At 64.0% G+C, this 13,803-nt stretch carries 13 protein-coding genes; 4 read left to right on the top strand and 9 right to left on the bottom strand.

Features of this window, described 5'->3' with window-relative positions; translation table 11 throughout:
- The first annotated feature begins 5 nt into the window (after nucleotides 1–5).
- From C0Z19_RS02560 to C0Z19_RS02550, 3 genes are all read left to right on the top strand, one after another.
- Entirely contained in the window at nucleotides 6–269 is a 264-nt protein-coding gene (locus C0Z19_RS02560) for a type B 50S ribosomal protein L31 (RefSeq protein ID WP_102608496.1), read from the top strand.
- Between the two features lie 208 nt (nucleotides 270–477).
- Nucleotides 478–2,232, top strand: coding sequence for an ArnT family glycosyltransferase (locus C0Z19_RS02555; RefSeq protein WP_102608239.1), 1,755 nt, complete (start codon nucleotides 478–480; stop codon nucleotides 2,230–2,232).
- 18 nt (nucleotides 2,233–2,250) lie between these two features.
- Nucleotides 2,251–3,627: an MATE family efflux transporter gene (locus tag C0Z19_RS02550; protein WP_102608238.1), complete on the top strand. Its 1,377-nt coding sequence runs from the start codon at nucleotides 2,251–2,253 to the stop codon at nucleotides 3,625–3,627.
- 6 nt (nucleotides 3,628–3,633) lie between these two features.
- Here the strand turns inward: C0Z19_RS02550 and C0Z19_RS02545 are convergent, their stop codons facing one another.
- From C0Z19_RS02545 to C0Z19_RS02530, 4 genes are all read right to left on the bottom strand, one after another.
- Nucleotides 3,634–4,050 carry a carboxymuconolactone decarboxylase family protein gene (locus tag C0Z19_RS02545; protein ID WP_102608237.1) on the bottom strand — a complete coding sequence of 139 codons (417 nt, stop codon included), beginning with the start codon at nucleotides 4,048–4,050 and terminating at the stop codon, nucleotides 3,634–3,636.
- The gene (locus C0Z19_RS02540; RefSeq protein WP_102608236.1) at nucleotides 3,960–4,460 is read right to left on the bottom strand and encodes a MerR family transcriptional regulator; all 501 of its coding nucleotides are present in this window, start codon (nucleotides 4,458–4,460) and stop codon (nucleotides 3,960–3,962) included. The genes C0Z19_RS02545 and C0Z19_RS02540 overlap by 91 nt, the downstream gene beginning before the upstream one ends.
- A 134-nt stretch (nucleotides 4,461–4,594) precedes the next feature.
- Complete coding sequence (clpB, locus tag C0Z19_RS02535; RefSeq protein WP_102608235.1) at nucleotides 4,595–7,192, bottom strand: ATP-dependent chaperone ClpB; 2,598 nt, start codon at nucleotides 7,190–7,192, stop codon at nucleotides 4,595–4,597.
- A 156-nt stretch (nucleotides 7,193–7,348) separates the two neighbouring features.
- The gene (locus C0Z19_RS02530) at nucleotides 7,349–7,843 is read right to left on the bottom strand and encodes an Rrf2 family transcriptional regulator (protein ID WP_102608234.1); all 495 of its coding nucleotides are present in this window, start codon (nucleotides 7,841–7,843) and stop codon (nucleotides 7,349–7,351) included.
- Nucleotides 7,844–8,088: 245 nt separating this feature from the next.
- On the opposite strand from C0Z19_RS02530, the gene C0Z19_RS02525 reads away from it, so the two are divergent.
- Nucleotides 8,089–8,667, top strand: a complete 579-nt coding sequence (locus C0Z19_RS02525) for a group III truncated hemoglobin (RefSeq protein WP_102608233.1) — start codon at nucleotides 8,089–8,091, stop codon at nucleotides 8,665–8,667.
- 55 nt (nucleotides 8,668–8,722) lie between these two features.
- On the opposite strand, the gene moaE is transcribed toward C0Z19_RS02525, so the two are convergent.
- The 5 genes from moaE to C0Z19_RS02500 form a co-directional block, all read right to left on the bottom strand.
- Nucleotides 8,723–9,205: a molybdopterin synthase catalytic subunit MoaE gene (gene moaE, locus C0Z19_RS02520; RefSeq protein WP_102608232.1), complete on the bottom strand. Its 483-nt coding sequence runs from the start codon at nucleotides 9,203–9,205 to the stop codon at nucleotides 8,723–8,725.
- 47 nt (nucleotides 9,206–9,252) lie between these two features.
- Nucleotides 9,253–9,510, bottom strand: coding sequence for a molybdopterin converting factor subunit 1 (gene moaD / locus C0Z19_RS02515; RefSeq protein WP_102608231.1), 258 nt, complete (start codon nucleotides 9,508–9,510; stop codon nucleotides 9,253–9,255).
- A 40-nt stretch (nucleotides 9,511–9,550) separates the two neighbouring features.
- Complete coding sequence (locus C0Z19_RS02510; protein ID WP_102608230.1) at nucleotides 9,551–10,807, bottom strand: molybdopterin molybdotransferase MoeA; 1,257 nt, start codon at nucleotides 10,805–10,807, stop codon at nucleotides 9,551–9,553.
- 169 nt (nucleotides 10,808–10,976) lie between these two features.
- Nucleotides 10,977–12,428, bottom strand: coding sequence for a threonine synthase (thrC, locus tag C0Z19_RS02505; RefSeq protein ID WP_102608229.1), 1,452 nt, complete (start codon nucleotides 12,426–12,428; stop codon nucleotides 10,977–10,979).
- Between the two features lie 34 nt (nucleotides 12,429–12,462).
- Complete coding sequence (locus C0Z19_RS02500; RefSeq protein ID WP_102608228.1) at nucleotides 12,463–13,788, bottom strand: homoserine dehydrogenase; 1,326 nt, start codon at nucleotides 13,786–13,788, stop codon at nucleotides 12,463–12,465.
- Between the last annotated feature and the right edge of the window lie 15 nt (nucleotides 13,789–13,803).

The raw sequence follows: 13,803 nt of genomic DNA, 5'->3' as shown, positions 1-13,803 counted from the left end.
ACATCATGAAAGAAGGCATTCACCCCGATTACCGCGAAGTCGTTTTCCACGATCTGTCGAACGGCTTCATGTTCGTGACGCGCTCCACGATCCAAACGCGCGAAACGGTCGAACACAACGGCAAGACCTACCCGCTCGCGAAGATCGAAGTTTCGTCGGAATCGCACCCGTTCTACACGGGCCAGCAAAAGATCATGGACACGGCCGGCCGCGTCGAAAAGTTCAACAAGAAGTTCGGTGCTCGCGCCGGCGGCAAGGCGGCGAAGTAAGTCGCAGCCGAAACACGCACATGCGCCCGGCCCTCGCGCCGGACCGAGTCAAAGGGCAGCTTCGGCTGCCCTTTTTCATTGGCGCCAGCGGCGCGCGTGCGCAACACATGGCAGGCGGCACGGCGCGCGACTACAATGCCGGATCGCGCGCGCCGAGGCGCCCGCCCCATCAGCATGACAACCGCCGTCCGAGAGCTGCTCCGCCTGCATGAGACCTGTCGTCCGCCTTACCGCCTCCGCCACGCGCGCGCTGCCGCGCTGGCTGTTGCTCACGCTATGTATCGTCTACGCGGCGTTCGGGCTCTTCGGCCGGGACCCGTGGAAGAATGAAGACGCCGCGGGATTCGGCGTCATGTGGACCATGGCCGGCGGCGATACGCACGACTGGCTGCTCCCGAATCTCGTCGGCAAATTCATTACCGACGACGGCCCATTCGGTTACTGGTTGGGCGCCATCTCGATCCGCGCGCTCGCGCCCTGGGTCGACGCGGCCGACGCCTCGCGGCTCGCCACCGGCATCCTCTTTTGCGCGACCTGCGCGTTTGTCTGGTACGCAGCGTATCTGCTGGGTCGGCGCGCGGAAGTTCAACCGTTCAAGTACGCCTTCGGGGGCGAACCCGAGCCGCGCGATTACGGGCGCACGCTCGCCGACGGCGCCTTGCTGATTCTCGTCGCCTGCTTCGGTCTTGCCGAACGCGGGCACGAATCCACGCCGCAGCTCTCGCAGTTCATGGGCGTCGCGATGCTCGGCTACGCCTTCGTGCGTGGCATCGACAAACCGGTGCAAGGCGCCTTGTGGTGGGCGCTCGCGATCGGCCTGCTCGCGTTGTCGGCCAATCCGTTGCTCGTGCTGGCGCTCGTTGCCAGCACCATCGTCATGCTCAGCGTCGTCTCCGAGATCCGCTCGGTCTGGCTGCCCTTGCTCGGGCTACCGCTCGCGGTCGCGCTTTCGCTCGCGTGGCCGCTCGTCATCCTGCACGTTTATCCCGACGACGCCCCCTGGTTCCTCGAGCAATGGGTCAACGGCAGCATCAACCGATTCACGGCGCCGTCCGGGCATGTCTGGCTGTATGCGTTCAAGAATCTTCCGCTATTCACGTGGCCGGCCTGGCCGCTCGCGCTTTGGGCCTGGGTCAGTTGGGGCGGGCTACGCCGCAAGCCGCACGTCGCCATTCCCGTGTTCGTTGCCATCCCGCTGCTCGTGCTGGCGGTGCTGCAAAGCCATCAAACGAATCGGCTCTATATTCTGCTGTTGCCGCCCCTCGCGACACTGGCCGCGTTCGCACTGCCGACGCTCAAGCGCGGCGCGATCAACGCGTTCGATTGGTTCGCCGTGCTCAGCTTTTCGATTCTGAGCATCTTCGTCTGGCTCGTTTGGCTGGCGGCGCAAACGGGCTTCCCCCATCCTCTCGCACGCAATCTGGCCCGTCTGATCCCCGGCTTCGTGCCGCACCTGAGCATCCCATCGGTGCTCTGTGCGATCGCGGCGACGGTTTGCTGGCTCGCGCTCGTGCGCTGGCGCATCGCGCGGCACCCCAAGGTGCTTTGGCGCAGCGTCGTCTTATCGAGCGCCGGCACGACGTTGATGTGGGTGTTGTTGATGACGCTTTGGCTGCCGATGGTCAACTACAGCCGGACTTATCGCGACGTCGCGTTGCAAATCGCCGAACACCTGCCCGACGACTACCTCTGTATCTCCCCGGTACGGCTGGGCGATGCGCAGCTTGCTTCGTTCGCTTATTTCGCCGATATGCAGTTTTCGTTCAACGAGGACTGCGACGTGCTGCTACGGCAGGATGCCGCCGATTTCAGCGCGCCGAGCCCGATGCTGAACTATGCATGGAAACTCGTCTGGGAAGGCCGCCGTGCGGCTGACCGCGACGAACGCTTCCGTCTGTACGTGCGTGTCAACCGTCCCGCGCCGACAGTAGAACGACACCGGCGCCCCAAACACAAACGTTGAGCCTCTGACCCTGACGCCATGTTTGCAGACATGCGCAAGATCGCCGGCCTCGCATGGCCGGTGCTGATCGGACAACTGGCCATCATCGCATTCGGCGTGATGGACACCGTGATGGTCGGCCGCTATTCAGCGGTCGATCTTGCCGCGCTGGGGCTTGGATCTTCCGTCTATGTCTCGGTGTTCGTTGGCTTGACCGGCGTCATCCTTGCCTTGCAGCCGATCGCGGGTCAGCTCTACGGCGCGCGGCGCTACACGGAGATCGGCGAAGAAGTTCGCCAGGGGTTCTGGCTGGCGGCGGGCATGGCCGCGCTGGGCTTCTTCGTGATGTTCTTCCCGGGTCCGTTGCTCGACATTTCACGTGTACCGCCCGCGCTGCACGATCGCACGGAAACCTATTTGCGCATCGCGGCGCTGGGTCTGCCTGCGAGTCTTGCCTTTCGCGTCTACACGGCGATCGCAAACGGCATTGGCAAGCCGCGCCTCGTCATGGTCCTGCAAGTCAGCGCATTGCTGCTGAAGATCCCGCTCAATCTATGGTTCATCTTCGGCGGACTCGGCGTGCCGGCGCTCGGCGGCCCCGGATGTGCGCTCGCCAGCACCGTCATCAATTGGGCATTTGCGGCGGTCGGCCTGACGCTACTGGCCAAGCTCGATCTCTTCACCCCATTCGAAATCTTCAAACACTTTTGCTGGCCCGTGAAGCGCAGGCAGCTCGCGCTGCTCAAGCTCGGGGTGCCGATGGGGCTTTCGTACCTGATCGAAGTCACCTCGTACACGTTCATGGCGCTGTTTATCGCCCGCTTCGGTACGACGACGCTGGCCGGTCATCAGATCACCGGCAATTTCGGCGCCGTGCTGTACATGACGCCGATGTCGATCGGCATTGCAACTTCGACGCTCGTCGCACAAGCGCTCGGCGCCCAACGCCATGAGGCGGCTCGCACGCTGGCGCTGCACGGGATCGTCATGGCGTGTGCGATCGGCTTTTGTTATGCACTGGCTGGATACCTGCTGCGGCCCGCGATCCTGGCCGGCTATACGACCAACGCGGCCGTCATCGCAGCCGCGATGCCGCTGCTGCCGATCATGCTCGTCTATCACGTCTTCGACACGTTCCAGACAGTGACGGCCTTCGTGTTGCGGGCTTATAAGGTCGCCGTCGGCCCAACGGTGATCTACGCGTTCGCGCTCTGGGGCGTGGGCCTCGGCGGCGGCTATCTGCTCGGCTTCGATGTCGGCGGCGCAGCACCGCACTGGTTGACGGGCGCACGCGGCTTCTGGGCCGCCAGCGCTGCCAGCCTCGCGGTGGCCGGCGGCGGCTTGTTCCTGCATTGGCGCGTCGTCAGCGAGCGTCACGCGCGCGCCGCCCAGGCGGCGCACGTCGACGTCGTCTGAAGGCGCTCAAGCCATCGCGGCGGCCTGCGCCGCATCACGCGCCGCGAACACTTCACGCGCGGCAAACAGCGCATTGAGTGCAGCCGGAAAGCCCGCATACACGGCCATCTGCATGAACACCTCGACGATCTCTTCTCGCGTGCAGCCGACGTTGAGCGCGCCCTCGATGTGGACTTTCAATTGCGGCTGCGCATTGCCCAATGCTGCCAGTGCGGCGATCGTCGCAATTTCGCGCGATTTGAGATCGAGCGCCGGGCGGCTGTAGATATCGCCGAACGGAAACTCGATCAGGTAGCGCGCGAAGTCCGGGGCGATCGGCGCCAGCGCTTCGATCACGCGCTCGCCGGCCTCTCCGTCGATTTCCTTGAGCTTGTCCCATCCGCGTGCGTAGCGGTCGTTGTTTGCGTTCGTTTCGTGGGCCATGGCCGATCCTTTGACGATTGAGGGTTGGTTTTGTCGTTCGTCATGTCTCGCACCATCGCGTCGTAGGCGACGATTTTCTCGTCGATCGCGGCGAGGTTCGCCTGCCACTGCTGCAACTGCGCAAGCACCGCTTCGCGGTGTTCGATCAGCAACGCGCGCCGCTCAGCCGCCGTTTCCGCGCCCTTGGCTCGCAGCGCCGCGATCGCCTGCATTTTCGCAATCGGCATCCCCGTCGCTTTCAGACGCATCACGAACCGCAGCCATTCGATATCGGCGGGCGAGTAAAGACGGTGCCCTGCTTGCGAACGTGAAACCGGCCGAATCAGCCCGGCCTGTTCGTAGTACCGCAACGTATGCGCAGTAACGCCGAGCGCCCCGGCCATCCGACCAATCGTGAGTGCTTCCGACATGACAACCTCAACGTTAAGACTTAGAGCGCACTCGAAGTCAAGCGCCTATGAACCACCCGGATGAGAAAAAGGCCGAGCATGGAAATGCTCGGCCTTCGCAGACTAACACCGGGCTCCGGTCCCGGCCAGACGCGTCAGTGGACCACGCGCTCGAAGACGAATCGGCCGCCTTCGATGTCGACCGGGATCACATCCTTCGGCCCGAACCGTCCGGCAAGGATCAGCTTGGCGACCGGATTTTCGATCTCCTGCTGGATCGCCCGCTTGAGCGGCCGTGCGCCGAACAGCGGATCGTAGCCGACCTTCGCGATCTGCTCGAGCGCGGAATCGGAGACGACGAGCTGCATGTCGAGCTTGGCCAACCGTTCGTACAGACGTTGCAGTTGGATCTTCGCGATCGCCTCGATATTGCTGCGATCGAGCGCATGGAACACGACGACCTCGTCGATCCGGTTCAGAAACTCGGGACGGAAGTGTTGTTTCACTTCGACCCAGACGGCCTCGCGCACCGATTCTTGCGGCTCGCCCGACATCGCCTGAATCATCTGCGAACCGAGATTCGACGTCATCACGATGACCGTGTTCTTGAAATCGACAGTGCGGCCTTGGCCGTCCGTCATGCGTCCGTCGTCGAGCACCTGCAACAACACGTTGAAGACGTCGGGATGGGCCTTTTCGACTTCGTCGAGCAGGATCACGCTGTACGGCTTGCGGCGCACGGCTTCGGTCAGGTAGCCGCCTTCCTCATAGCCGATGTAGCCCGGCGGTGCGCCGATGAGCCGCGCAACGCTGTGCTTTTCCATGAACTCGCTCATATCGATCCGAATCAGGTGCTCCTCGGAATCGAATAGGAACGAGGCCAGCGCTTTGCACAATTCCGTCTTGCCGACACCGGTCGGGCCCAGAAACAGGAACGAGCCGTAAGGGCGATTCGGATCGGCCAGCCCCGCGCGCGAACGTCGGATTGCATCGGCCACCGCGCTGATCGCTTCGTCCTGCCCAACCACGCGCTCGTGCAGCTTCTCTTCGATCTGCAACAGCTTTTCGCGCTCGCCTTGCATCATCCGCGACACCGGAATGCCCGTCGAGCGCGAGACCACTTCCGCGATCTCTTCCGCGCCGACCTGGGTACGCAACAGCCGCGGACGCGTCGGGTTATGCTGCTCCCGGGCTTCCGCCTGGGTGACCTGCTTCAGGCGCGCTTCGAGCTCCGGCAGCTTGCCGTACTGAAGCTCGGCAACCTTTTCGAGCTTGCCCTCGCGCTGCTGCCGCACGATTTCCGCGCGCGTCTTCTCGATCTCTTCCTTCAATTGCGCACTGCCCTGCACCGCAGCTTTCTCGACCGTCCAAATCTCGTCGAGATCGGAATACTCGCGGTTCAAACGCTCGATTTCCTCTTCGATCAATTGCAGGCGCTTTTGCGAGGCTTCGTCTTTCTCCTTCTTCACGGCCTCGCGCTCGATCTTCAGTTGGATCAGGCGGCGGTCGAGCCGATCCATTGCCTCGGGCTTCGAGTCGATCTCCATCTTGATTTTCGAGGCGGCCTCGTCGATCAGATCGATGGCCTTGTCGGGCAAGAAACGATCGGTGATGTAGCGATGCGAAAGCTCCGCCGCGGCGACGATCGCCGGGTCGGTGATTTCGACGCCATGATGTAACTCGTATTTTTCCTGCAGCCCGCGCAGGATGGCGATGGTCGCCTCGACCGACGGCTCGTCGACGAGCACCTTCTGGAAGCGCCGCTCGAGCGCCGCGTCCTTTTCGATGTACTTGCGGTATTCATCGAGCGTCGTCGCCCCGATGCAGTGCAACTCGCCGCGCGCGAGCGCCGGCTTGAGCATGTTGCCCGCATCGATCGCGCCCTCGGCCTTGCCCGCACCGACCATCGTGTGAAGCTCGTCGATGAAGACGATCGTTTGTCCCTCGTCGCGCGCGATGTCCTGCAGGACGGCCTTGAGCCGCTCCTCGAACTCGCCCCGATACTTCGCGCCCGCCAGCAATCCCGCCATGTCGAGCGACAGCACGCGCTTGCTCTTGAGCGATTCGGGCACCTCGCCGTTGACGATACGTTGCGCGAGCCCTTCGACGATCGCTGTCTTGCCGACGCCTGGCTCGCCGATCAGCACGGGATTGTTCTTCGTGCGGCGCTGCAAAATCTGGATCGAGCGGCGAATCTCGTCGTCGCGGCCGATCACGGGGTCGAGCTTACCCGCGCGAGCCCGCTCGGTCAGATCGATCGTGTATTTCTTGAGCGCCTCCCGCTGGCTTTCGGCATCGGCACTATGCACCTGCCCGCCGCCACGCACGGCGGCGATCGCCGTTTCGAGCGATTTGCGCGTGAGACCGTACTGCCGGGCGAGCCGCCCCGCCTCGCCTTTGTCGTCGGCAACGGCCAGCAGAAACATTTCGCTCGCGATAAAGGTGTCGTTCAGCTGCTGCGCTTCTTTGTCCGCTTGATTGAGCAAGCCGTTGAGCTCGCGGCTGATCTGCACGTTGCCGTCGGTCCCCTGCACCTGCGGCAAGCGCGAAACGGCCTCGTTCAGCGCCGTTTGCAACGCCTGAATATGCACGCCGGCGCGCGAGAGCAGCGACCGCGCCGAGCCGTCCTCCTGCGCCACGAGCGCCGCCAGCACATGGACGGGTTCGATGTATTGTTGACCGCGGCCGACCGCGAGACTTTGGGCATCGGCGAGCGCTTCTTGAAACTTGGTGGTGAGCTTGTCGATTCTCATGAAGAGACCTCCAACTTTTGACTATCACCAAAATGAGGCGCTCTCGGCGCGTTTCAAGCAGATTCTGGCGAAAGACACACACATTTCGCCGCCGTCGACCCACGGCCGAGCCGGGCATCCTGCGCGACCCGTCGCCCCGCCGCGGTCCGACCGGAACTACGCAGCCGTGATCGGCACCACCGGTCGAGCCGGCGCACCCGTCGGAACGGTGCCCAGGCCCAGCAAAGCAGCCAGCGGCGCGGCCGGACTGGCGAGCTCGCCCAGCGTATGCCTATCGAGTTCCGCAAGGAATGCGGCGCGGGCCGCCTCGAATACATGCTTCAGCCGGCACTGCGGCTCTATGACGCAGCTGCGTGGTTCGGCGCCCTCGCGCGGAAAGCAGCCGACGATCGCGAAATCACCTTCAGTCCCGCGCACGACTTCGCCAATCGTCAGCGAGAGCGAGCGTGAATTCAGGCGTAGGCCACCGTTCCGGCCCCGCACCGTGTCGATCCAACCCAGTTCGCCGAGCCGCTGCACCACCTTCATCAGGTGGTTCTTCGACACCCCGTACGCTTCGGAAATGTCATGGATCGTCGTGAGTCCCTCGTCGCGCACGGCCAGGAACAGCAGCACGCGCAGGGCGTAGTCGGTGTAGTCTGTAAGTCTCATCTGGCACGCAACAGCTCGAATAAAGCCAGGTACGGGGTCGGGCAGCGGATCGTGTCCGACGGCAATACCGCACCGGGCGAAGGGTTGTATAGACGGCGGCTTGACCATAACATGCATCGAGCACGCAGGTATGCCGACTGCTGCGGCAATTTGCGCCTTCTCTTAATTTAGTCTGCTTTTAGTCTGCTTTACGCGCAGTTTTCCACGAGCGCGCCGCGATCGCAGCGCGCGCTACGGTAAATTCGATGGCCACCTCTACTGACACCGGCGCCGGGACACTCCCACAGCGCTATGCCGAGCCGACGGAAGCGAATATTCGCGAACTCGTCTATGCCTTTTACGATCGCGTGCGGGCCGATCCGCTGCTTGGACCCGTTTTTGACGCAGTGCTCGAAGGCCGCTGGGATACCCATTTGCCCAAAATGTGCGTGTTCTGGGGCAGCCTCGTGCTGGGCGACAAGCGCTATCGCGGCAACATTCAGCAAGCCCATCAGCCGCTCGAAGGCGTCGAGCCGCGCCATTTCAGCCGCTGGCTGCACTTGTTTTTGGATACCGTCTGCGACCGCTACGAACCTGCGGCCGCCGTCCGCTTCATGGAACCGGCACTGCGAATCGCCCAAAGCCTGCAATTGAGCCGGTTCGGCTGGGACTATGCCATCCCGCCCGAACAACAGGCGCTGCTCGACCGGATCGCACCGAGACGCAACGCCGACGCGTCGATCGAGAGCCCCTCTGGGGGCCGCCGCCGCGAGCCGTTTCCGACCAGAATCATAGGCCGCTCGACACCCGACGCGGACCCGGAATCGGGTCAATCCGGCCGTTGACGCCCCCCCGCGGCCGGCCGCGGCCGCTGAAGCCCGCCGCACGAGCCTGCGGCACTCACTCGTCGCTCGGCGCGACGTTGGTCGAGGCCAGCCCCCAACGCGCCAGTGCGACATCGTCCGAGACCCGGGCGTCGACCCATCGTTCTCCGCCCGGCGTCGTCTCCTTTTTCCAAAACGGCGCTTGCGTCTTCAGATAATCCATGACGAACGAACAAGCATCGAACGCGTCGTGTCGATGCATTGACGTAGCCGCCGCCAACACGATCTGATCGCGCGGATGGAGCTTGCCGACGCGATGGACGATCAGAATCTCCGAGCCGGGCCAGCGGCGCCTCGCCTCCACGACGATCGCTTCGAGCGCCTTTTCCGTCATGCCCGGATAATGTTCGAGCTCCATCGCGGCGACGTCTTCGCCGTCGTTCAGGTCGCGCACGGTGCCGACGAAGGCGACGACGGCCCCGACCTTCGGGTTCTCGGCCCGCAGCAAGCCGATTTCGGTCGACAGGTCGAAATCGTCAGTTTGAACGCGAACGGTCATGATGGCCTCCGGGCGATCGGTCAGAAATCGGGGCAGATGGCGTGCGCTTAACCGCCGGTGACGGGCGGGAAAAACGCGACTTCGCAACCGTCGGTCAATCGCGTTCCTGCTTCGGTCATCGCGTGGTTGCAGGCCATGCGCAGCGCCCGCCCCTGCGCCAGCGTGTCGGCCCACGCACCGCCGCGCGTGCAGAGCCACGTGCGTACGTCCCCGACTGTGGCGACGCCTTCGGGCACTTCCACGGTTTCCTGGGCAGTTCCGAGCGCCTCGCGCACGCTTGCAAAGTACCTGAGTTCTATTTTCATGTCGGCATCGCACTCGACGAGTGGTAATTGCGTGTGGCTGTCAGCCAAGCAATTCGGAAAAGGGAAGAAACCGTACCGTTTCGCCTGCGCTGATTGCATGATTCGGCGGATTGTCGATGAGACCGTCGCCCCAGACCGTCGATGTCAGCACCGCGGAACTCTGGTTCGGGAACAGATCGAGGCCGCCCGCCGCGTTGATGCGTGCGCGCAGAAATTCGTTGCGACGATCGCCCTTCTCCTGCGTGAAATCGGCCCGCAGCGACAGTGCGCGAGGCGCAACGTCGCGCACGCCCGACAGTCGCAACAAGAACGGCCGGACGAACATGAGAAACGTCACGAAGCTCGACACGGGGTTGCCCGGCAAACCGATGAAATGCGTTTCCTCGGCCGGGCCCGCGGCCGCCGATTTGCGCACGGCGCCATAGGCGAGCGGTTTGCCCGGTTTCATCGCGATCTGCCAAAGCGCGAGGCGCCCCAACGATTCGACGGCCGGTTTCACGTGATCTTCCTCGCCGACCGACACGCCACCCGAAGTCAGGATCAGGTCGTGCCCGCGCGCAGCGGCAGCCAGGGCATCGCACGTCGCTTCCAGGCGATCGGGCACGATGCCCAGATCGGTCACTTCGCAGTTAAGGCGTGCCAGCAGCCCGCCGATCGTAAAGCGGTTCGAGTTGTAGATCCCGCCCGGGGCAAGCGGTTCGCCCGGCATCGTCAGTTCGTCGCCCGTGAAGAAAACCGCCACCTTCAGGCGCCGCGTGACATCCAGCCTGGCGCAGCCGATCGATGCCGCAAGCCCCAACGCTTGCGGCGAAAGCCGCGTGCCGGCCGGCAGAACGACGGCGCCGCGACGGATGTCCGCTCCCTGCGCCGTCATCCATTCGCCGGCTTTCGGCGTATGCAGAATCGCCACTGCATCACCGTCCGCTTCGGTTTGCTCCTGCATCACGACGGCATCTGCGCCCGGCGGCACCGGCGCGCCCGTAAAAATGCGGGCCGCCGTGCCAGCGGCCAACGGTTGCGGCGATTGGCCAGCCGCCACACGCTGGGATACCGGCAAGCGCCGATCGCCATGCGTCAGATCCGCGACGCGCACCGCATAGCCGTCCATCGCGCTCATCTGCGCTGGCGGTACGTCGAGCGCCGATACGACATCGGCGGATAGCACGCGCCCTAGCGCGTCCCGCGTCGGGACGGATTCGGTTTCGGCGATGGGAACCGCGGCGGCCAGCAGCGCTGACAGCGCCTCGGCGGTGGACAACAATGGCGCGCGGGAAGCGGATGAGGTGGGCGTAGGCATCGGCAGGCGATTCTCGCTGCGAAAACCGTCATTGTAGCGAGGCCCCGCCGATACGGCATATGCCGCGACGCAAGTCGCCCATGAGCGCGAGCGGACAAACAGGGGCACAAGCAGAGGGACAACCCGGCGGACGAGAGACGCGACGACGCCCGCCTCGTCCGCGAGCCGTTCAGTCGGTGGTGTGCTGGGCGATGAACGCCTTGACGTGCGCGGCATCGGCCGGCAGCACGTCGAAGCGCTGCGGCAGCGCTTCGAGCCCATCGAAAGCGGCGGGACGCTGCGGGTCGCGCCCGAGCGCCTCGCGGATCGATTCGCCGAATTTGATCGGCTGGGCCGTTTCGAGCACGATCATCGGGACGCCCGGGTCCAGATGCTCGCGCGCGACCTTCAGGCCATCGGCCGTGTGGGTGTCGATGATCTGACCGTAGCGCGCAAACACGTCGCGAATCGTCGCGATCCGATCGTCGTGCGTGCTGCGGCCCGATACGAAGCCGAACTCGCGCACGCGCGAGAAATCGCCGCTGGCGACGAGGTCGAATCCGCCTTTTTCCTCGACGTCGCGGAACAGCTGCAACACGCGCGCCGGATCGCGGCCCAATAGATCGAACACGAACCGCTCGAAGTTCGACGCTTTCGAGATATCCATGCTCGGGCTGCTCGTATGGTACGTCTGCGCGGCGCCGCGCACGCGATAGGCGCCCGTGCGGAAGAACTCGTCGAGTACGTCGTTCTCGTTGGTGGCGACGACGAGCTTTTCGATCGGCAAGCCCATCATGCGGGCGATGTGGCCGGCGCAGACATTGCCGAAGTTGCCCGACGGCACCGTGAACGAAACGCGTTCGTCGTTCGAACGCGTCGCCGCAAAGTAGCCCTTGAAGTAATAGACGACCTGAGCCACGACGCGCGCCCAGTTGATCGAGTTCACCGTGCCGATGCGATGTTGTGCCTTGAACGCATGATCGTTCGAGACGGCCTTGACGATGTCCTGGCAGTCGTCGAACACCCCTTCGATTGCCAGGTTGAAGATGTTCGGCTCTTGCAGACTGTACATCTGCGCCGTCTGAAACGCGCTCATCTTCCGATGCGGCGACAGCATGAACACGCGAATGCCGGCCTTGCCGCGCATCGCATACTCGGCAGCGCTGCCCGTATCGCCCGACGTCGCGCCGAGAATGTTGAGCGTCTGCCCGTGTTTGGCAAGCGCGTACTCGAACAGGTTGCCGAGCAACTGCATCGCCATATCCTTGAAGGCTAGCGTAGGCCCGTTCGACAGTGCGAGCAGCGACAACGGCGCGCCGCTCTCGACGCCAAGCGGCGCCAGCGGCGTAATTTCGCGCGCATCTTCGCCTGCGCGCACGTGGCGATAGACGTCCGCGCGATACGTGCGACGCGTGAGCTCGTGCAGATCGGCCGGCGCGATGTCGTCGCAGAATTTGCTCAGCACTTCGAAAGCCAGATCGGCATAAGGCAGCGTACGCCACCGGGCCAACTCGTCGGCGCTGACGCGCGGATACTCGGCCGGCAGGTAAAGCCCGCCGTCCTTGGCAAGGCCTGTGAGCAGGATGTCGGAGAACGTATGGCGCTCGCCGATGCCGGCGCCCCGCGTCGAAATGTAGTTCATGGTCGGCTTCGTGGCTTCGATTTCGGTGTAATGCTCAACTCTGCGCTTCAATCCGCAGCTTCGTGACGTTCGAGACGACCGTCGACAGCGCTTCAATGCGCGCTATCGCCGCGTTGACATTCTTCTCCAGCGTGTCGTGCGTAATGATGACGACGTCGGTCTCGCCATTATCGGCGATCTGCTCCGACTCTTTTTGCAACAAAGCATCGATCGAGATGCCCGCATCGGCAAGGATGCGCGTGATGTCGGCCAGCACGCCGGTGACGTCGGCCACCCGCAGGCGCAGGTAGTAGCCGCTCATGACTTCGTCGATCGGCAGCACAGGCGTATCCGACACGCTTTGCGGTTGGAACGCGAGATGCGGCACGCGGTGGCCCGGATCGGCCGTGTGCAGACGGGTCACGTCGACGAGATCGGCGACCACGGCCGAAGCCGTCGGCTCGGCGCCCGCGCCCTTGCCGTAGTAGAGCGTCGCGCCCACCGCGTCGCCATGCACCTCGACGGCGTTCATCGCGCCCTCGACGTTGGCGAGCAGGCGCTTGGCCGAGATCAGCGTCGGATGCACGCGCAGCTCGATGCCGCGCTCCGTGCGACGCGTAATGCCCAGCAGTTTGATGCGATAGCCGAGATCTTCGGCGTACTTGATGTCGATCGAAGCGAGCTTGCTGATCCCTTCGATGTGCGCCCGATCGAACTGCATCGGAATACCGAATGCGATCGCGCTCATGATCGTGAGCTTGTGGGCGGCGTCGACGCCTTCGACGTCGAAGGTCGGATCGGCTTCGGCATAGCCGAGCGCCTGAGCCTGCTTCAGCGCCGTCGCAAAGTCGAGCCCGCGCTCGCGCATCTCCGACAGGATGTAGTTCGTCGTGCCGTTGATGATGCCCGTGATCGATTGAATGCGGTTGGCCGTCAGCCCCTCGCGCAGCGCCTTGATGATCGGAATGCCGCCCGCCACCGCCGCCTCGAACGCCACCATCACGCCTTTCGCGCGCGCGGCCTCGAAGATCTCGGTGCCATGCACGGCGAGCAACGCCTTGTTCGCCGTCACGACGTGCTTGCCGTGCGCGATCGCGCGCAGCACGAGTTCGCGTGCAATGCCGGTGCCGCCGATCATCTCGGCGACGATGTCGATAGCCGGGTCGTCGACGACCGATTCGAAGTCGCTGCCGACATCGACCGTGTTGACGAAATCGCCGAGCGCGGCCCGCGCCTTCGCCGGATTGCGCACGGCAATGCGCGCCACCTCGATCCCGCGGCCCGCGCGACGTTTGATCTCTTCCTGGTTGCGGCGCAGCACCGTAAAGGTGCCGCTGCCGACCGTCCCGAAGCCCAACAAGCCTACTTTGATCGGTTCCATGCAGCGTGTTCTAGT

Origin of the sequence: Trinickia soli (assembly GCF_002879855.1) — a bacterium.
Taxonomy (GTDB): Bacteria; Pseudomonadota; Gammaproteobacteria; order Burkholderiales; family Burkholderiaceae; genus Trinickia; species Trinickia soli.
The sequence above is the reverse complement of the archived record's forward strand: the minus strand, read 5'-3'. Positions and strand labels throughout refer to the sequence as shown.